The organism is Kitasatospora sp. cg17-2 (assembly GCF_054031055.1).
The window spans coordinates 2,904,455-2,922,307 of the sequence record NZ_CM132923.1 but is presented as its reverse complement, the minus strand read 5'-3'; the positions used below and the strand labels follow the sequence as shown (position 1 = coordinate 2,922,307).

Below are 17,853 nucleotides of genomic sequence, written 5' to 3'. Positions count from 1 at the left end.
CCCAGGCCCCCGGCCCCCGGCCGTCGCCTCGCCCTCCAACTGCCTTCCATCAGAACCAAGTTCTCAGTACCCCGCCCCGAAAGGCTGCCCACCGTGACCACCGAAGCGTACGTCTACGACGCGATCCGCACCCCGCGCGGCCGGGGCAAGGCCACCGGCTCGCTGCACGGCACCAAGCCGATCGACCTCGTCGTCGGCCTGATCCACGAGATCCGCCGCCGCTTCCCCGGGCTGGACCCGGCGGCGATCGACGACATCGTGCTCGGCGTGGTCAGCCCCGTCGGCGACCAGGGCTCCGACATCGCCCGGATCGCGGCCGTCGCGGCCGGCCTGCCCGACACGGTGGCCGGTGTCCAGGAGAACCGCTTCTGCGCCTCCGGCCTGGAGGCCGTCAACATGGCCGCCGCCAAGGTCCGTTCCGGCTGGGAGGACCTGGTCCTGGCCGGCGGCGTCGAGTCGATGTCCCGGGTGAAGATGGCCTCCGACGGCGGTGCCTGGTTCGCCGACCCGATGACCGCCTACGAGACCAACTTCGCCCCGCAGGGCATCGGCGCCGACCTGATCGCCACCATCGAGGGCTTCTCCCGCACCGACGTCGACGCCTTCGCCGCCGAGTCCCAGGCCCGCGCCGCCAAGGCCCAGGCCGACGGGCTGTTCGACCGGTCGGTGGTCCCGGTCCGCGACCGCAACGGCCTGGTCGTCCTGGAGCGGGACGAGTTCATCCGCCCCGGCACCACCGTCGAGACCCTGGCCGGGCTCAAGCCCTCCTTCGCCGCGATCGGCGAGGCCGGCGGGTTCGACGCCGTGGCCCTGCAGAAGTACCACTGGGTGGAGGCCATCGACCACGTCCACCACGCCGGCAACTCCTCCGGCATCGTGGACGGCGCCGCCCTGGTTGCCATCGGCAGCCGCGAGATCGGCGAGCGCTACGGGCTGCGGCCGCGGGCCCGGATCGTCTCCGCCGCCGTCTCCGGCTCCGAGCCGACCATCATGCTCACCGGCCCCGCCCCCGCCACCCGCAAGGCGCTCGCCAAGGCCGGACTGACCGCCGCCGACATCGACCTGGTCGAGATCAACGAGGCCTTCGCCGCCGTCGCCCTGCGCTTCGTCCGGGAGATGGGCTTCTCCCCGGAGCAGGTGAACGTCAACGGCGGCGCGATCGCCCTCGGCCACCCGCTGGGCGCCACCGGGGCGATGCTCATCGGCACCCTGATCGACGAACTGGAGCGGCGCGACCTGCGCTACGGCCTGGCCACCCTCTGCGTGGGCGGCGGCATGGGCATCGCCACCGTCATCGAGCGCGTCTGACCCGCGCCCCCGAGACCTCCTCCCCTTCCGGCCCCTTCAGGAGACCAGAACCCCATGAGCGACACCGGCGACACCACCACCATCCGCTGGGAGCAGGCCGAGGACGGCGTGGTCACCCTCGTCCTCGACGACCCCACCCAGTCCGTGAACACCATGAACGAGGCGTTCACCGCCGACTTCGAGACCGTCGTCGCCCGGCTGGCCGGCCTCGGCGCCACCGGCGGGCTGCGCGGAGTGGTGATCACCTCCGCCAAGAAGACCTTCTTCGCCGGCGGCGACCTGAGGATGCTCTCCGCCGCCCGCCCGGAGGACGCCGCCGCCGTCTTCGAGAAGTCGATGCGGATCAAGCGCGCCCTGCGCACCCTGGAGACGCTCGGCCTGCCGGTCGTCGCCGCGATCAACGGCAGCGCGCTCGGCGGCGGCCTGGAGCTCGCCCTCGCCTGCCACCACCGGATCGCCCTGGACACCCCGGCCGGCCGGATCGGCCTGCCCGAGGTCACCCTCGGCCTGCTCCCCGGTGGCGGCGGGATCGTCCGCACGGTGCGGCTGTTCGGCATCACCGACGCCCTGCTCAAGTTCCTGCTGGAGGGCCGCCAGTACCGCCCGGCGCAGGCCCTCCAGCACGGCCTGGTCCACGAACTCGTCGTCACGCCGGAGGAGTTGACCGAGCGCGCGCACGCCTGGATCGAGGCGAACCCGGCCCCGGTCCAGCCCTGGGACGTCAAGGGCTACAAGATCCCCGGCGGCACCCCGAGCACCCCGGCCTTCGCCGCCAACCTGCCCGCCTTCCCCGCCAATCTGCGCAAGCAGCTGGCCGGCGCCCCCTACCCGGCGCCGCGCAATGTGCTCGCCGCGGCCGTGGAGAGCGCCCAGGTCGACGTCGACACGGCGATGGCGATCGAGGCCCGCTACTTCACCGAGCTGGCCTGCGGGCAGACCAGCAAGAACATGATCCAGGCCCTCTTCTTCGACCTCCAGGCGGTCAACTCCGGTGCCGGGCGGCCCGCTTCGGTGGAGAAGCGGACGGTCCGCCGGGTCGCCGTGCTCGGCGCCGGGATGATGGGCGCCGGCATCGCCCACACCTGCGCCGAGGCCGGGATCGAGGTGCTGCTCAAGGACGTCACCGTCGAGGCCGCCGAGCGCGGGAAGGCCTACTCCGAGGGCCTGCTGGCGAAGGCGGTGGCCCGGGGCCGTCGCACCGAGGCGCAGCGCGACGAGGTGCTCGCCCGGATCACCCCCACCGCCGACGCCGCCGACCTGGCCGGCTGCGACGCGGTGATCGAGGCGGTCTTCGAGAACCCGGAGCTCAAGCACAAGGTGTTCCAGGAGATCGAGGGGATCGTCGCCCCCGACGCGCTGCTCTGCTCCAACACCTCCACCCTGCCGATCGGCCTGCTCGCCGAGGGCGTGCAGCGCACCGCCGACTTCATCGGGCTGCACTTCTTCTCGCCGGTCGACAGGATGCGGCTGGTGGAGATCATCCGCGGGCCGCAGACCGGGGACGAGGCGCTGGCCCGCGCCTTCGACCTGGTCCGGCAGATCGGCCGGACCCCGATCGTGGTGAACGACTCGCGCGGCTTCTTCACCTCGCGCGTGATCGGCCAGTTCATCAACGAGGGCGTCGCCATGATCGGCGAGGGCGTCGAGCCGGCCAGCGTCGAGCAGGCCGCCGCCCAGGCCGGCTACCCGGCCAAGGTGCTCTCGCTGCTCGACGAGCTGACCCTCACCCTGCCGCGCCGGATCCGCGACGAGTACCGCCGCGCCGTCGAGGCGGCCGGCGGCGCGTGGACCGCCCACCCGGCGGACGCGGTGGTGGACCGGATGGTGGACGAGTTCGGCCGCCCCGGCCGCAGCGGCGGCGCCGGGTTCTACGACTACGACGAGAACGGCACCCGGGGCCGGCTCTGGCCCGGCCTGCGCGAGCACTTCACCCGCGCGGAGGTGGACATCCCGTTCGAGGACCTCAAGGAGCGGATGCTCTTCAGCGAGGCCCTGGACTCCGTCCGCTGCCTGGAGGAGGGGGTGCTCACCTCGGTCGCGGACGCCAACGTCGGCTCCATCCTCGGCATCGGCTTCCCGGCCTGGACCGGCGGCGTGCTCCAGTACATCAACGGCTACCCGGGCGGTCCGGCCGGTTTCGCGGAGCGTGCCCGCGAGCTCGCCGCCGCGTACGGGGAGCGGTTCGCGCCGCCCGCGCTGCTGGAGCGGATCGCCGCCGAGGGGCGCACCTTCACCGACTGACCCCCGCCCTCCTCACCCGGGCGGGGCGGTCCGACCGTCCTCGGCGGCCGCCTCGCCCAGTTCCTCCCGCAACGACCGCTGGAACGCCGTGACCAGCGCCTGCGCCACCATCGGCTGGATGTGGTCGGTGAGCGCCTTCATCCGTTCCACGTCGTCCGGTGCCGGCTCGCTCTCCCGGTACGGCTTCCAGACCGTCTCCCGGAACAGCCGGTGCAGCTCCCGCGCGGTCGCCCGGCTGTGCTCCACCACGACCGCGCGGGCGGCCAGCAGGGTCTCCAGCGGGATCGGCACGTCCAGGATCCGTACCCCCAGCGGCAGCAGCCCCGCGTCCACCCGGAACACCTCCGGGTCCGCCGTCCGTTCCACCGCCCCCATCGCGGCCAGCCGGTCGACCTGCTCCTCCGACAGCCGCCGCCCGGCCCGCCGCTCCACCTCCTCGCGACCCGCCTCCTCCGGCACCTCGGGCGTCCACGAGGCCACCAGCGCCCGGTGGATCGCGAGGTCCAGCGGGGTGGAGTCCTGCGGCAGCCGCGCCAGGTACCGCTCGATCGCCGCCAGCGTCAGCCCCTGCCGCTGCAACTCCTCGATCAGCCCCAGCCGGTCCAGGTGCTCGGCCCCGTACCACCCCACCCGCCGGGCCCCCAGCACCGGCGGCGGCAGCAGCCCCTTCGTCCCGTAGAACCGCACCGTCCGCACCGTCACCCCCGCCCGCGCCGCCAACTCGTCCACCGTCAGCCGCACCTCCACCCCCGCCTCCCACCTCGTAGCACCATCACTGTGACAGCGCCAGTGTGACACCACTGTCCCACCCGGTCCACGCCCGCGAACGCCCTCGGGCCCGGACTCCGAGGTCGGAGTCCGGGCCCGAGGGCGTCCTGAGCGGTGCGGGGCCGCGGCCTCAGGCGGCGAGGTCGGGGTGGTGGCGGCGGGTGACCTCGGGGTGGGCGCGGGTGTAGCCCTTCCACTCGTTGAAGCCGAAGTCGGCGTAGAGGGGGTTGGCCGGGTCCTGGGTGGCGCCGGGGGCGTGGTGGGCGAGCGGGAAGTCCAGCGGCTCGATGTGGGCGTCCAGGCGCGGGTTGTAGAAGAACGGGACGGAGTAGCGCTCGCGGGCGCCGGGCGGGCTCACCACGCGGTGGCTGGTGGCCTTCAGGTAGCCGTCGGTGGCGACCTCCAGCAGTTCGCCGAGGTTGACCACGAAGGCGCCCGGCATCGGCGGGACGTCCAGGAAGGAGCCGTCGGCGCGCTGCACCTGGAGGCCGCCCACGGTGTCCTGGAGGAGCAGGGTGATGAAGCCGTAGTCCTTGTGGGCGCCGACGCCCTGGCCGGCGCCGTCCGGGGCGGTGCCCGGGTAGCGGACCAGCTTGAGCCGCAGGTGCGGGTGGCCGGCGAAGGCGTAGTCGTAGAACTCCGGGCGGGCGCCGATCGCGGTGAGGAGTTCGTGCAGCAGCGTGCGGGCGACGGAGCCGAGCCGGTCGATCCAGGTCAGGGCGGCGTCGCGCAGCGCGGGCAGGGCCGCCGGCCACTGGTTGGGGCCCTCCAGCCACCAGTAGGCGGGCTCGCCCGGGCCGGGGACGTGCGGGGGCAGTTCGGCGCCGATGTCGAGCTGGTCGCGCCAGTCCTGGCTGCCGCCGGTGCGCTCGTCGCCGGTCCGGGTGTAGCCGCGGTAGTGCGGCGAGTTGAGGTTGGCGACGGCGAGGCGGTCGGCCTCGGGGAGGGTGAAGAAGGCCCGCATGGCGTCGGTGAGGGCGTCCGTCTCGGCCGGGGTGACCCCGTGGCCGACGAGCTGGAAGAAGCCGACACCGGTGGCGGCGGCCCGGAGCGCGTCGTGCAGCCGGGTGCGGTCCGCCGGGCTGCCGTGGGCGAGCGAGAGGTCGATCACCGGGAGGGCGTCCTCGGTGGTCGGGAGGTCGGCCGAGGTGGTGGTGGGGTGCTGCTGCGACATGGATGACATCCGCTGGGTCTCGTCCCGGCCGGCTCCGGTGGTGACCGGGAATGCCGGGGACGCGCGCCTGGTGCGGCGGCTGTGCCCGGGGCCGGGGAGGGGGGACGCGGCCGGTGGGGGCCGCGCTGAGGGTGGGGTGCGAGGTTCAGCTGGAGCGTCGACAGGACATGCTGGTCACGCGGAGCAGGTCCACGTGGCGACGGCGAACGAGTATGAGCACGTCACCAGCCTAGATCAACCGTTCGGGTGGTGGTGCCGGGGGCTGGGTGCTATGGCATGGGCATGCCGAGATAGTGCTCCCGCCGCGCCGTCCCGGCAAGGGGTGGGGCGGACGGATTCCGGCGGACCGGGTCGGTCCGCCGCGAAGGCGCTTGACCTCAAGCGAGCTTCAAGTTCCATGATTGTCCGCATGACCAACGCACTCATGAACGCCGGTTCCGTCGAGGCCGAGATCGCGGCCGTCCAGCAGGTTGTCGCCACCGTCCAGCACGCACAGGTCAACGAACTCCCGGAGGTGTTCATCGACCTCTTCCGGGAGGACGCGATCTGGACCACCGGGCACGGCAAGGTCCTCCTCGGCCGGGACGCGATCGCCGAGTTCACCCGCAAGGTGCTCCCCGGGGCCTTCGCCGGCACCGGCCGGACCGCCACCTACGAGGTGGCGCACGTGTTCTTCGTCCGCCCCGACGTGGCCGCCGTCAAGGTCCGCCAGCGGTACTTCGACGCCGCCGGCGAGCAGGTCGGCGACGAGGGCAGCCCGCTCTACGTGATGGCCAAGGAGGACGGCCGCTGGCTGCTGACGGCCAATCAGAACACCGTGGTGGTGCCTGAGTAGAGGCGCCTACCGGTGCCGGAGGTAGGCGGCCGCGGTCGCGCGGAGCCGGTCGTGCAGGCCGTCGTACGCCCGGGTGCGGCCCAGCAGTGCCTTGGGCAGCTTGGCGGCCATGGTGTAGTTGGTGTCGCACACATTGGCCGCCGGGGCCAGGCCGGCCTGGCTGACCAGCTGGTAGGCGTCCAGGGTGTCCAGGCCGAGCAACTCCCCGGTCCAGCCGACGAGATCGTGCTGGCTGATCCGGAAGGCGTCCTCCAGGGGGCGGGCCGAACCGGTGGAGATCAGGTAGCGGTCGTCCTCCAGCCGCGGCCAGGCGGGCCCGTCGCCCTTGATCAGGTCGACCACGACCGTGGTGCGCATCGCCGTCTCGACCGCCGTGCCGCACACCTCGCCCTCGCCCTGGCGGGCGTGGCCGTCGCCGACGGCCAGTAGCCCGCCGGGCACGTTGACCCGGAAGTAGGCGGTGGTCCCGGCCCGCATCTCGGGGGTGTCGAGATTGCCGCCGTGCGCGCCGGGCGTGATCGACATCAGGGTCTCGCCGCCGGCCGGGGCGACGCCGACCGTGCCGTGCATCGGGTCGAGCGGCAGGTCGACGGTGAAGTCGCCGACCCGGGCCCGGAACCGGCAGGTCCCGGCCGCCCGGTCCAGCTCGTACACCCAGACCCGCTCCTCCAGCGGGGCGTGCAGCATCGCGGTGCTGTGGGTCGCGGTGAGCGCGCCGAAGTGCGGGAAGGTGCTGGAGATCCCCCAGTCCCGGGCCGGGGTGATCTCCGCGAAGTGCACGGCGAGGGTGTCGCCGGGCTCGGCGCCGGCCACCGCGATCGGCCCGGTCACCGGGTTGAGGTACGGGAACTCGCAGACCTCGCTCGGCAGGTCGCCGGTGCCGCGGACCCGGCCGCCGAAGCAGTCCTCGGTGGTCAGCTCGACGATCGTGCCCGGCCGGACGGTCAGCAGGGGGCCGCGGCCGCCGAAGGTGTAGGCGTACTCGTCGGGGGTCGGGGAGAGGGTGACGACGTCGGGCAGGCTCACTGGTTCTCCTTGCTGAGGGGCGAGTCGGGGGAGGACGAGTCGGGGGAGGACGGCTGGTCGGTGGCGACCGCCGTCAGGTTCGGCCGGCGGCCGGAGAGCATCAGCCCGGCCAGGACCAGCCCGCCGATCGCCAGCCAGACGAAGCCGAGCCGCTGGGCGGCGATGTCCGCGTTCACGACCACGTACGCCAGGATGGCGAATCCGGCGGCCGGGGCGAGCAGATGGCGCCACCAGTCCCGGCTGCGCCGCCGCACCAGGTAGTGCACCACCACGGAGACGTGCAGGACCAGGAAGGTGGTCAGCGCGCCGAAGTTCACCAGCGTGGACAGCAGGGTGATGCCGTCCTCGCGGGAGGCCGTCCAGAGGCCGAGGACGAGCGAGACGCCCGCCGTCAGCAGGGTGGCGTTCACCGGGACGCGGCGGCTCGGGTGGATCTTGGCGAGGAAGGCGGGCAGCTGCCGGTCCCGGGCCATCGCGTACAGCAGCCGGGAGGTGGCGGCCTGGGCGACCAGGGAGTTGGCGAAGCCCCAGGCGACGGCGGTGGCGGCGGCCGTCACGGTGGCGAGCCAGCCGCCGGCGGCGACCCGGGCGGCGTCGTAGAAGGCGGTGCCGTCCGGATCGCCTTCGGTGATCAGCGCGTTCGGGTCCGGGACGAGCAGGGAGGCGATCCAGGTCTGCGCGATGAACAGCGAACCGGCGAGCAGCAGGGCGGCGATCATCGAGCGGCCGATGGCCCGGGTGGAGTCCCGGTTCTCCTCGGAGAGGGTGGAAATCCCGTCGAAGCCGAGGAAGCTCAGCACCGCCACCGAGACCGCGCCGAACACCAGACTCCAGGAGAACGTCTGGGAGTTGTAGACGGGCGTGAAGTCGAAGCCGCGGCCCTTGCCGGCGGCCAGCGCCGCCAGGCCGAAGCCGACGAAGACGAGCAGGACCAGCAGCTCGCCCACCAGCATGACCTTGTTGACCTTCGAGGTCATCTCGACGCCCAGGTAGTTGACGGCGGTGTTGAGCAGCACGAAGCCGACCAGCCACAGCCAGACCGGGACGGCCGGCACCAGGGAGTTCATCGCCACACCGGCGATCAGGTACAGCAGGCCGGGCACGAGGACGTAGTCCAGCAGGATCATCCAGCCGGCCAGGAAGCCGACCGGGGCCGCGATGCCGCGCCCGGCGTAGGTGTAGACCGAGCCGGCCATCGGGAAGGCCCGCGACATCTGGGCGTAGGAGAGGGCGGTGAACATCATCGCCACCATCCCGAGGCCGTACGCCAGGGCGACCATGCCGCCCGAGCCCTGGAAGACGCTGCCGAAGATGCCGAAGGGGGCGATCGGCACCATGAAGACCAGGCCGTAGACCAGCAGGTCGGTGAAGCGCAGGGAGCGGCGCAGCTCCTGGCGGTAGCCGTAGCCCTCGATGCCGGCCGGCTCGGACGGGTCGGCGGGGCCGGAGGAGGCGGCGGGGTCGGAGGGCGGGGCGGGTGCTTCGGACATGGGGGGCTCGCTTCCGTGACGACCCGGGGTGGTGGTGGGAGACACTAGAGCCAGTTATTTCCAAATGGAAGGGTTATGTGCGAGCTCGTCGGAGGACTCCGCCGTTCACGGCAGGACCGTGAACCCCAGCCCCTCCGCCCGCGCCAGGTGCACCCCCTCCCGGGCCGGTCCCAACGGGGCCCGCGCCCACGCCCGCCGCACCGCGGGCCCCTCCCCGCGCAACAGGCGCGCCGCCGCCCGCGCGAGCCCCCCGTCCGCGACCAGCTCCCCGCGGGCCGCCAGCGCCGCCACCAGGTGCAGCCCGTCGTAGAGACCCACCGCGTACGCGTCCAGCACCGGCGCGTAGGGGCCGAACACCGCCCGGTGCCGCTCGGCCAGCCGCACCCGCCGCTCCTCCCCGAGGCTCGCGAACGACGGCATCGCGGCGTACAGGGTGCCGGTGGTGTCCCCGCCGTACGCGAGCAGGCTGTTCTCCTCCAGCGCGCCGGACAGCCGCACCAGCCGCCGGTCCAGGCCGGTGCGGCGCAGCGCCCGGTTGAACCGCACCAGGTCGGCGCCGATCAGGCTCAGCAGCAGCGCGTCCGCCCGCAGCGTCCGCAATGCGTCCAGCAGCGGCTCCAGCCCCCGTTCGGCGGTCCCGAACGGCAGGTGCCGGTCCAGCACCACCCGCGCCCCGGCCCGGGCCACCGCCGCCCCGGCCGCCCGGTGCACGGCGCGGGGCCAGATGTAGTCGTTGCCGACCAGCGCCCACCGGCGCAGCCGGTGCTGCCCGGTGATCCGTTCGACCACCCCGGCCAGCTGGCGGGCCGGTTCCGCCCCGGTGCAGACGACGCCCGGCAGCCGCGTCCCGCCCTCGTGCGGCGGGGTGAACACGTACGCCGCCCGCCCGGTGGTCACCGTCTCCACGGCCCGGTGCACATCGCTGGAGTGGCAGCCCGCCACCGCGTCCACCGCCCCGGCGTCCAGCAGCTGCGCCACCTCCCGGGCCACCGCCTCCGGCGGGCCGCCGCCGTCCACCAGCACCAGTTCCAGCGGCCGGCCGCGCACACCGCCGCCGGTGTTCACCTCGTGCGCGGCCAGCAGCGCGCCGTCCAGCGCCGAGGGCCCGGTCAGCCCGAGCGGGCCGGACTGCGGCACGACCAGGCCCACTCTCAGCGCCGGCGCCTCGCGGGGGAGGTACAGCGCGTCGAGTGGCTCCAGCAGCTTCACATCGGCGCCCATGGCTTGCGAGTATCGTCATGGCAGCCGGTCCGGCCAAGCGGGCCCGGGCAGGTCGGGCGGGACGACGGGACCGGCCGCGGGACGAACGACGGGGAGAGCGAGACGGCCATGACACCACCAGCCACCCCCGACACCTCGGTCCCGGACGCCTCGACGCCCGGCACCTCGGCCCCCGCCGCCGTCGACGAGCCGCTGCTGATCGAACTCCTCACCCTCGCCCAGCGCCGGCTGGCCCGCGACCTGGCCGCCCGCCTGGAGGCCGAGGGCTGCACGCTGGACCAGTGGCGGGTCATGCGGTGCCTCACCGACGACACCGGCCGCTCGATGGGCGACCTCGCCCAGGCGCTGCTCATCCCGCAGGCCAGCCTCAGCCGCATCGTCGACGCCCTCACCGAGGCGGGCCTCGCCTACCGCCGCCAGGACGAGCAGGACCGCCGCCGGATCACCGCCCACCTCTCCCGGCGCGGCCTGATCCGCCTCGAACGCCTCGACGCCCTCGCCGCCGCCCACGACGCCGCCGTCCGCACCGCCTGCGGCACCCCCGACCCGGGCCTCCTCCTGCGCCACCTCGCCGAGGCCTGACCGGCCGGTCCCGAAGAGGGCCGGTGAGGAGGGCGTTTGACGAACCGGCAGTCCGGGCTGCATCGTGCGGGGTCGAATCAGTGTTCCGCTCCGGGGGAGAATCGTTCATGCCTTCCGACCGTGCCGTCGTCGCGGCTCTCGCCGCTCTGGGCCTGGCCCTCGCCGCGACGGCCTGTGACGACGCCAAGGACTCCACCGCGGCCGCCGCCGCGTCGAGCCCGGCCTCGCCCGGCCCGACCGAGCGGGTCGCCTCGATGACCGGGAAGCGCCTGCTGGACAAGGGCCGCGAGGCGTTCGGCAGGGTCTCCTCGGTGCGGATGACGGGATTCGCGGTCGACGAGGACGACGGTCGGAGGACCGACATCCAGGTCGCCGCCGACCGGAAGGGCCAGTGCGTGGCCAAGGTCGAGGTGGAGAGCAAGGGCCAGTTCGAACTCGTCCGTACCGAGGGGAGGATGCTGTTCCGGCCGACGGCCGCGACGTTCACCGCGCTGCGGGGTCCGGCGGTCGCCGAACGCTACAAGGACCGCTGGTTCACGATCTCCCCGACGTCGGAGTACGCCTCACTGGGCGGGGTGTGCGACCTGGTGTGGACGGTGCCCTTCGGCGAGCCGGACACCTCGTGGAGCACCCTGGCAGGTGAGCCCGGTACGGTCGGCGGCCGGGCGAGCATGAGCGTCGAACTCCGCTCCAAGGACGCGGGCGAGCTCATCACCCACCTCGCGGCGGAGGGCGCCATGGTGCCGCTGCGGGTGGCGGACGGATGGGGCGAGTCCGCGGGGAAGAAGATGACCCTCGACTTCACCGACTACGACGTGCCGGTCGTCCTGCCCGCCTTGCCCGCCGGGTCGGTCGTCGACGGCGACCTTCCGGCGAAGGCCGCCGCCTGACCTGCCCGGCCGGGCGCGCGTCAGGAGGCCTCAGGGTGTGTCGCCCGGTCGGTCGCCCTTCCCGCCCGCCGAGGCGTGCGGGAAGGGGCAGCCGCCCGAGGAGGGGGTGTCCTCGAAGGTGCCCAGTTCGCTGATCCGGTAGCCGTGCGGGTAGCCGGGGTAGCTGCGGACCTGCCAGCCGTCGCGGCCGAGGTGCGGGCGGCGGCGGGGCGGGAGCAGGCGGACGAAGCGGCCCCGCAGTCGCATGCCCGCCCGTACGGCGTGCCGCAGCGGTGCGGAGGGCGCCGGGTAGCCGAAGGCCTCGCGCAGCGGGTCGTCGAGCAGGCAGAGGGAGGAGAGCCGCATCGAGGAGCGCAGCGGCGCCGGGTACCAGGAGGCCATCAGGCCGAGCGTCGAGTCGGAGACCGCCCGGCCGCCCTCGTCGAAGGCGAAGTGCTCGCGCTCGTAGTCGTCGAGCAGCCGCTCGAACTCCTCGTAGGTCTCCGGGAGGTCGACCAGGCCCATGTGCCGGCCCAGCTCGCGGTAGTAGTTGACGCTCGCCCGGATCTCGTGGAACGACAGCCGCCGCCAGCCGTAGTCGTCCATCCAGCGCTTGGGCGTCACCACGAACGTGGACAGCACGTAGCGGTAGTCGGCGTCGGAGATGTCGTACCGGCGGTGCATCCCGTTCATCCGGCGGATCGCCTCGCGGCCCTGCGAGGAGTCGAAACCGTGCTCGATCACCGCCTCCAGGATCAGCACCGTGTCGTCGTAGCGCTTCTGCGTGCGCCGGGTGAACTCGCCGGTCCCGGCCAGCAGTCGGCCGATGCTGGGCACCGCGTAGGTGCGGTAGAGCGCGAAGCTGAGCGACTGGGTGTAGTCCCACGGGAACTCGTACCAGCTGCTGATCCGGTAGATCTCGGTGAACTCGGTCTCCGGGTCCATGCGCTGAATCTTCTTCAGCCAGTCGTATCGCTGCACGGAGCCCGACCCTAGAGTCCTGCTCACGGCCGGGTCAACGGCACCTCCGCCGGGGTCCGGCGGGCCCGGCGGGGGCCGCGAAAAGATTTTCCCGGATTCCCGGCCGGTGATGTCGAGACCGCGCGGCCGGCTCCGACCCCTCGGTGCAGGCCCACCACGAACGAGGAGCGCGACCGTGAAGTACATGCTGCTGATGCAGTTCAGCAAGAAGGACGTCGACTTCCCGAAGGTCGAGGACTGGCCGCTGGAGGACGTCCGGGTCCACGTCCAGTACATGCGGGACCTGAACGCCGAGCTGGCCGGCACCGGTGAACTCGTCGACGCCCAGGGGCTGGACACGCCGGAGACCGCCCGGATCGTCCGGGCGCAGGGCGGCGGCCTGCCGGTGGTGACCGACGGGCCGTTCGCCGAGAGCAAGGAGTGGCTGGCCGGCTGGTGGATCGTGGACTGCGGCACCCAGCAGCGGGCGATCGAGATCGCGGCCAGGGTCTCGGCCGCCCCCGGGCCGGAGGGGAAGCCGCTCGGCATGCCGGTCGAGGTGCGCCGGATCATGTCGGAGTCGCCGGTCGAGGTGTGAGCGCCGACGCGTGAACGCGGTCCGGCCGGTCCCACCACCCCCGTGGGCGGGTCCGGCCGGACCGCGCGGCATCGGTCGGACGGCGCTTGCGCCGGGTGTCAGAGGCGCCCGGCCGCGCCCTCCGCCGCGCCCTCCGCCGCGTTCTCCGCCGTGCCCTCCGCCGCCGTCCGGGCGGCCCGCTCGACCCGGGCCCGGTGGGCGGCCCACCAGGCCGCGTCGCCCGGGGCCGTGTTCTCGCCGTCCCGGCGCTGCCCGGTCGCGCCGTCGACGAGCTCCCGCACGATGTCGGCGTGCCCGGCGTGCCGCTGGGTCTCGGCGGTCATGTGGACGAGGCTGTGGTGCAGCGTCACCGCCCTGCGGTCGCCCCACGGCACCCGGCCGACGGCGTCCAGCGGCAGTGCGGCGATGGTCTCGTCCGCGTGCGCGCAGGCCGCGCGGTACTGCCCGACGATCAGCTCCCGGCTCTCCTCGGGGGTGGCCCAGAAGTCCGCGTTCGGTTCGGCGTCCCCGGTGATCCACGGGCGGGGCGCCTCGAAGGGCCGCCCGAAGGTCTCCCCGAAGTAGAGGGCCTCCGCCGCCGTCGCGTGCTTGACCAGCCCCAGCAGATTGGTCCCGGTCGGTGTCAGCGGGCGGCGGACGTCGTACTCGGACAGCCCTTCGAGCTTCCACAGCAGGGCGTCCCTGGCGTCCTGGAGGTAGGTCCGCAGGTCCCTCTTGAACGCCGCCGGTCCGGAGGACGTCCCGGGAGGGCCGGCGGCGGTCCCGGTCCGGACGTCGGTGTCGGCCTCGGTGGCGGCCTCGGTGTCGGTGTCGGTCCTGGTCTCGGTCATGGCGGCCAGTCTTCCGCCGCCGCCCGGCCCGTTCACCGGGTTTTCCGGCGGCGGGACCGGGGCGCGCTCACTGCGCCGCGACGGGCAGCAGGCCGCGCTCGCCGAAGACCTTCTTGGCGACGAACGTGGCGTTCAGGGCCTTCGGGAAACCGCAGTAGCCGGTGGTGTGCAGCAGCACCTCGGTGATCTCGGCGGGCGTGAGGCCGACATTGAGGGCGGCGTTGAGGTGGACCTCCAGCTGCGGTTCGCAGCCGCCGAGCGCGGTGAGCATGCCCAGGGTCACCAGCTGCCGGTCGCGGGGTTCCAGCCCGGGGCGGCTGTAGATCTCGCCGAAGCCCCAGGCGACGATCTGGTGGGCGAGTTCGGGGTGCACGTCGGCGAGCGAGTCGACCACCCGCTGCCCGGCCTCGCCGTCGACGGCGGTGAGGACGGCCAGCCCCCGGTCGAACCGCTCCTGCCTGGTGCTGCCTGTCTCGGTGCCGGTGCTCTCGGCGCTGCTGCTGTTGGTGCTGTCGGTGCTCATGGGGTCTCCGTTCCCTGGGCGTCCTCGGTGTGCGGTGCTGCCGACCGTACGACTTGGAGTGCACTCAAGGTCAACCATCTCCGCCGCCGCGCCGGGCCGGCCCGTTCCGCCGGTCCGAGCAGGGCGGATGCCGATGGTTATCATGCGGACGGGGGAGTCGTTCGGGTGCGGGGGGAGTCGGTAGGTGGGCCAGGTCGGGGGGTCCGGCGGGCTGGGGTTCGAGGTGCTCGGGCCGGTGCGCGCGCTGCGGGACGGGGAGGAACTGCCGCTCGGTTCGCCGCAGCAGCAGGGGCTGCTGCTGTCCCTGCTGTTCCGGTCGGGCCGACAGGTGTCGGGCGGCCAATTGATCGACGATCTGTGGGGGGACGAGCCGCCGGCCAGCGCCCACGGCGTCATCCGGACCTATGTGCACCGGCTGCGCCGGGTCCTCGGGCCGGACGTGCTGACCTCGCTCGGCGGCGGCTACCTGCTGGTGGCCGATCACGACGGCCTCGACACCGCCCGGTGCGAGACCCTGGTGGCCCGGGCGCGGGTGCTGCGCGCCGACGGGCGGCCCGCCGAGGCCGCCACCGCGCTGCGGGCGGCGCTGGCGCTCTGGCGCGGCGAACCGATGTCGGGGGTGCCCGGGCCCTATGTGCGGCGGCGGCGCCGGGAGTGGGAGGAACGGCGGCTCGCCGTCCTGGAGGCACGACTGGAGGCCGAGGCGGAGGCCGGGGCCGCGCACGGGACCACGGGCGGCCGGTGGACCGGGTCGGTCGCCGAACTGACGGCCCTGGTCGAGGAGCACCCGCTGCGCGAACGCCTCTCCGAACTGCTGATGCTCGCGCTGTACCGCTCCGGACGGCAGGCGGACGCGCTGGAGGCGTACCGGGCGGCGGACCGCCGGCTGCGCACCGAGCTGGGCGTCGCGCCCGGACCGGGTCTGCGCGAGTTGCACGGGCGGATCCTCGCGGGGGACCGGACGCTCACGGCGCCCGCCGTCCGTGAGCCGGCGGTCAGGGAGCCCGCCGCCCGGGAGTCGGCCCTCCGGGATCCCGCCGCCCGGGAGCCGGTGCCGACGTCCCCGGGGGAGGCCGCCGGGCCGGCCGGGGCGGATCCGGCCGCGCTGCTCGTTCCCGATCAACTCCCCTCCGCCGTAGCCGATTTCACAGGGCGAGCGGCGGAGGCCGAAGCGCTGCGGGCCGCCCTGCTGGAGCCGGGCTGCGTGCCCGTGGCGGCGGTCGCGGGGATGGGCGGGGTCGGCAAGACCGCGCTCGCCGTGCAGGTCGCGCACGACCTCGCCGGGGAGTTCCCGGACGGTCGGCTCCACCTCGACCTGCACGGCACCGACGGTCGGCCGACCCGGCCCGAGGAGGCGCTGGCGGTCTTCCTGCGCTCGTTCGGCGTGGTCGGCGGGGCTATCCCGACGGGTCTGGCCGAACGCGCCGCCCGCTACCGCTCGTTGCTGTCCGGACGGCGGGTCCTGGTGCTGCTCGACAACGCGCGCGACGCGGAACAGGTCCGGCCGCTGCTGCCGGGCAGCCCGGGCTGCGCCGTCCTGGTGACCGGCCGGACCCGGATCGGGGCGCTGCCCAACGCCCGCTTCACCGAACTGGCGGTCCTGTCCGCCGACGAGGCGGTCACCCTGCTGACCCGGGTGGTGGGCGGCGAGCGGATCGCGGCCGAGCCCGAGGCGGCCCGCGAACTCGTGCGGCTGTGCGGTCAGTTGCCGCTGGCGGTGCGGATCCTCGCGGCCCGCCTGGCCTGCCGGCCGGGCTGGAGCATCGCCCGGCTGGTGGAGCAACTCGGCGGCGACCGCTACCGCTTGGACGCGTTGCGGGCCGGGGACCTCGCCGTGGAGTCCTCGTTCCGGTTCGGCTTCGACCAGCTGGACGCCGAACAGGCGCGCGCGTTCCGGCTGTTGGCGGTGCCGGAGGTGCCGGACCTGTCGCCCGGGGAGGTGGCCGCGGTGCTGGACCGGCCGGCGGTCGTCGCCGAGGAGCTCGCCGAGTCCCTGGTGGACTGTTCGATGCTGGAGGCTGCGGCCAACCCGGACCGCTACCGCTACCACGATCTGCTGCGGGCGTTCGCCCAGCGGCTCGGCCGAGGGGACGGTGCCGGGGCGCAGGCAGGGACAGAGGCAGAGACGCAGACAGAGGCGCGGGCGCAGACGGAGGCGGAGCGGCTGGGTGTGCTGGCCCGGCTGGTGGACCACCACCACGCGAGGGTGACGGCCGACCCCGGCGACCCGGCGCCCCACGGCGGGGACCACGTGACCCTCGGCGGGGACCGCCCGGTCGTCGGTGGGGACTACGTGGCCGTCGGCGCGCTGGTGAGCCAGTGCGCGAAGCTGCCGCGCCCGGCCGCGGGGGTGGCTCCCGCGCTCGACCGCCTCGCCGAACTCCTGCTGGGCGTCTGCCTGTCGGCGGTCTCGGGCCGCGCCGCCCGGCCGCTCGGACACGCCGCCAACGCCCTGCTGCGCTCGGCCCTGGAGCAGGGCGACCGTACCGCCGAGGCCCGGGCCAGGCTGGTGCTCGGCCGGCTGCTGACCGAGGTCGGCTCCGCGTCCTCGGCGCTCTCCGAACTGCTCCGGGCCCGTGACCTGTGCACCGCGCACGGGCTGCCGGAGCCGTTGCTCGCCCTCGCGCACGGTTCGCTCGCGGCCTGCTTCGTCCACCTGGGCCGGGCGGAGGAGGCGGTGGCCGGCTTCTCGGCGGCGGTCGCGGTCCGGGAGCGGACCGGGGACCGGCGGGCACTGGCCGCCGAACTCCTCGACCTGGCCGGGGCGTTCGCGCGGCAGGGGCGCTACGACGCGGCGGGCCGGGTGATCGACCAGTCGCTGCTGGTGAGTCATGAACTGGCCGACCACGCGTTGGAGGCCCGGGCCCGGGAGGCGCTCGGATCGATCGCCCACGACCTCGGCCGGCACGACGGGGCGGTCTCCCACCGGCGGGCCGCGCTCGCCCTGACCGACCCGGCCGACCACCGGCGCACCGGCCGGATCCTGCTGCGGCTGGTCGAGTCGCTGCGCGCGGCCGGGCACGGCCCGGAGGCGGTCGAGGCGGCGGAACGCGCGGTCGAGGCGCTGACCCTCGACGGCGACCACCGGGGCCGGGGCCTGGCCCTGGCCGCACTCGGCGACGCGCTGGCGGACGGTCCGGCGGCCACCGGCGCACCGGCCGCGGCCGACGACCCGGGGTCGCCGGACGATCCGGTGTCGCCGGACCAACCGCTGTCGGCCGACGATCCGGTGTCGGCCGACGTCCGGGTGCGGGTCCTGGCCCGCGCCCGGGCCTGCTGGGCCGAGGCGCACGACATCCTGGCCCCGATCGGCTCGCCCGAGGCCGAACGCCTGGTGCCCCTGCTCGGCCGGGACCACCCGACCGGGCCGCCCCGACGGCGCTGGCCCTCCTGGCTCCCGGCCTGAGCCGTCGGGCCGGGGCGGGGAG

The 17,853-nt window shown here is 74.2% G+C and carries 15 protein-coding genes; 7 read left to right on the top strand and 8 right to left on the bottom strand.

Annotated features, from left to right (window positions below):
• Positions 1 to 93 precede the first annotated feature (93 nt).
• Positions 94 to 1,308, top strand: a complete 1,215-nt coding sequence (locus tag ACW14Y_RS11775) for an acetyl-CoA C-acetyltransferase (protein ID WP_380301987.1) — start codon at positions 94 to 96, stop codon at positions 1,306 to 1,308.
• Positions 1,309 to 1,362: 54 nt separating this feature from the next.
• Entirely contained in the window at positions 1,363 to 3,549 is a 2,187-nt protein-coding gene (locus ACW14Y_RS11770; RefSeq protein WP_456986702.1) for a 3-hydroxyacyl-CoA dehydrogenase NAD-binding domain-containing protein, read from the top strand.
• 12 nt (positions 3,550 to 3,561) lie between these two features.
• On the opposite strand, the gene ACW14Y_RS11765 is transcribed toward ACW14Y_RS11770, so the two are convergent.
• Together ACW14Y_RS11765 and ACW14Y_RS11760 are read right to left on the bottom strand one after the other, a co-directional pair.
• Positions 3,562 to 4,296 carry a MerR family transcriptional regulator gene (locus ACW14Y_RS11765; RefSeq protein WP_380437928.1) on the bottom strand — a complete coding sequence of 245 codons (735 nt, stop codon included), beginning with the start codon at positions 4,294 to 4,296 and terminating at the stop codon, positions 3,562 to 3,564.
• A gap of 151 nt (positions 4,297 to 4,447) precedes the next feature.
• Positions 4,448 to 5,491 carry an isopenicillin N synthase family dioxygenase gene (locus ACW14Y_RS11760; protein WP_456986701.1) on the bottom strand — a complete coding sequence of 348 codons (1,044 nt, stop codon included), beginning with the start codon at positions 5,489 to 5,491 and terminating at the stop codon, positions 4,448 to 4,450.
• 409 nt (positions 5,492 to 5,900) lie between these two features.
• Between ACW14Y_RS11760 and ACW14Y_RS11755 the strand changes: the two genes are divergently transcribed.
• The gene (locus tag ACW14Y_RS11755) at positions 5,901 to 6,326 is read left to right on the top strand and encodes an SgcJ/EcaC family oxidoreductase (protein WP_456986700.1); all 426 of its coding nucleotides are present in this window, start codon (positions 5,901 to 5,903) and stop codon (positions 6,324 to 6,326) included.
• A gap of 6 nt (positions 6,327 to 6,332) precedes the next feature.
• On the opposite strand, the gene ACW14Y_RS11750 is transcribed toward ACW14Y_RS11755, so the two are convergent.
• From ACW14Y_RS11750 to ACW14Y_RS11740, 3 genes are all read right to left on the bottom strand, one after another.
• Positions 6,333 to 7,352, bottom strand: a complete 1,020-nt coding sequence (locus ACW14Y_RS11750) for an acetamidase/formamidase family protein (RefSeq protein ID WP_456986699.1) — start codon at positions 7,350 to 7,352, stop codon at positions 6,333 to 6,335.
• Positions 7,349 to 8,842 carry an APC family permease gene (locus ACW14Y_RS11745; protein ID WP_402724614.1) on the bottom strand — a complete coding sequence of 498 codons (1,494 nt, stop codon included), beginning with the start codon at positions 8,840 to 8,842 and terminating at the stop codon, positions 7,349 to 7,351. Before ACW14Y_RS11745 ends, ACW14Y_RS11750 begins: the two co-directional genes overlap by 4 nt.
• Positions 8,843 to 8,947: 105 nt before the next feature.
• Positions 8,948 to 10,063: an ABC transporter substrate-binding protein gene (locus ACW14Y_RS11740; protein ID WP_380386146.1), complete on the bottom strand. Its 1,116-nt coding sequence runs from the start codon at positions 10,061 to 10,063 to the stop codon at positions 8,948 to 8,950.
• Positions 10,064 to 10,171: 108 nt separating this feature from the next.
• On the opposite strand from ACW14Y_RS11740, the gene ACW14Y_RS11735 reads away from it, so the two are divergent.
• Positions 10,172 to 10,645 carry a MarR family winged helix-turn-helix transcriptional regulator gene (locus tag ACW14Y_RS11735; RefSeq protein ID WP_456986698.1) on the top strand — a complete coding sequence of 158 codons (474 nt, stop codon included), beginning with the start codon at positions 10,172 to 10,174 and terminating at the stop codon, positions 10,643 to 10,645.
• A 107-nt stretch (positions 10,646 to 10,752) separates the two neighbouring features.
• On the top strand, positions 10,753 to 11,535 hold the full coding sequence (locus tag ACW14Y_RS11730; RefSeq protein ID WP_456986697.1) for a hypothetical protein: 783 nt from the start codon (positions 10,753 to 10,755) through the stop codon (positions 11,533 to 11,535).
• A gap of 30 nt (positions 11,536 to 11,565) precedes the next feature.
• Here the strand turns inward: ACW14Y_RS11730 and ACW14Y_RS11725 are convergent, their stop codons facing one another.
• Positions 11,566 to 12,495: an oxygenase MpaB family protein gene (locus ACW14Y_RS11725; RefSeq protein ID WP_456986696.1), complete on the bottom strand. Its 930-nt coding sequence runs from the start codon at positions 12,493 to 12,495 to the stop codon at positions 11,566 to 11,568.
• Positions 12,496 to 12,679: 184 nt separating this feature from the next.
• Between ACW14Y_RS11725 and ACW14Y_RS11720 the strand changes: the two genes are divergently transcribed.
• A complete protein-coding gene (locus tag ACW14Y_RS11720) occupies positions 12,680 to 13,072 on the top strand; it encodes a YciI family protein (RefSeq protein WP_456988137.1) in 393 nt (130 codons plus the stop codon).
• A 98-nt stretch (positions 13,073 to 13,170) separates the two neighbouring features.
• Here ACW14Y_RS11720 and ACW14Y_RS11715 read toward each other — a convergent pair whose 3' ends face one another.
• Together ACW14Y_RS11715 and ACW14Y_RS11710 are read right to left on the bottom strand one after the other, a co-directional pair.
• The gene (locus tag ACW14Y_RS11715) at positions 13,171 to 13,902 is read right to left on the bottom strand and encodes a DinB family protein (RefSeq protein ID WP_456986695.1); all 732 of its coding nucleotides are present in this window, start codon (positions 13,900 to 13,902) and stop codon (positions 13,171 to 13,173) included.
• Positions 13,903 to 13,969: 67 nt separating this feature from the next.
• Positions 13,970 to 14,425: a carboxymuconolactone decarboxylase family protein gene (locus ACW14Y_RS11710; RefSeq protein ID WP_380301957.1), complete on the bottom strand. Its 456-nt coding sequence runs from the start codon at positions 14,423 to 14,425 to the stop codon at positions 13,970 to 13,972.
• Between the two features lie 184 nt (positions 14,426 to 14,609).
• Here ACW14Y_RS11710 and ACW14Y_RS11705 point away from each other — a divergent pair, with 184 nt between their 5' ends.
• Complete coding sequence (locus tag ACW14Y_RS11705) at positions 14,610 to 17,831, top strand: AfsR/SARP family transcriptional regulator (RefSeq protein WP_456986694.1); 3,222 nt, start codon at positions 14,610 to 14,612, stop codon at positions 17,829 to 17,831.
• Positions 17,832 to 17,853: the final 22 nt, after the last annotated feature.

Coding starts and splice junctions, on each gene's coding strand:
- ACW14Y_RS11770 (WP_456986702.1), top strand. CDS start 1,363: ATGAGCGACACCGGCGACACCACCACCATCCGCTGGGAGCAGGCCGAG.
- ACW14Y_RS11760 (WP_456986701.1), bottom strand. CDS start 5,491: ATGTCGCAGCAGCACCCCACCACCACCTCGGCCGACCTCCCGACCACC.
- ACW14Y_RS11755 (WP_456986700.1), top strand. CDS start 5,901: ATGACCAACGCACTCATGAACGCCGGTTCCGTCGAGGCCGAGATCGCG.
- ACW14Y_RS11745 (WP_402724614.1), bottom strand. CDS start 8,842: ATGTCCGAAGCACCCGCCCCGCCCTCCGACCCCGCCGCCTCCTCCGGC.
- ACW14Y_RS11740 (WP_380386146.1), bottom strand. CDS start 10,063: ATGGGCGCCGATGTGAAGCTGCTGGAGCCACTCGACGCGCTGTACCTC.
- ACW14Y_RS11735 (WP_456986698.1), top strand. CDS start 10,172: ATGACACCACCAGCCACCCCCGACACCTCGGTCCCGGACGCCTCGACG.
- ACW14Y_RS11730 (WP_456986697.1), top strand. CDS start 10,753: ATGCCTTCCGACCGTGCCGTCGTCGCGGCTCTCGCCGCTCTGGGCCTG.
- ACW14Y_RS11720 (WP_456988137.1), top strand. CDS start 12,680: ATGCTGCTGATGCAGTTCAGCAAGAAGGACGTCGACTTCCCGAAGGTC.
- ACW14Y_RS11715 (WP_456986695.1), bottom strand. CDS start 13,902: ATGACCGAGACCAGGACCGACACCGACACCGAGGCCGCCACCGAGGCC.
- ACW14Y_RS11710 (WP_380301957.1), bottom strand. CDS start 14,425: ATGAGCACCGACAGCACCAACAGCAGCAGCGCCGAGAGCACCGGCACC.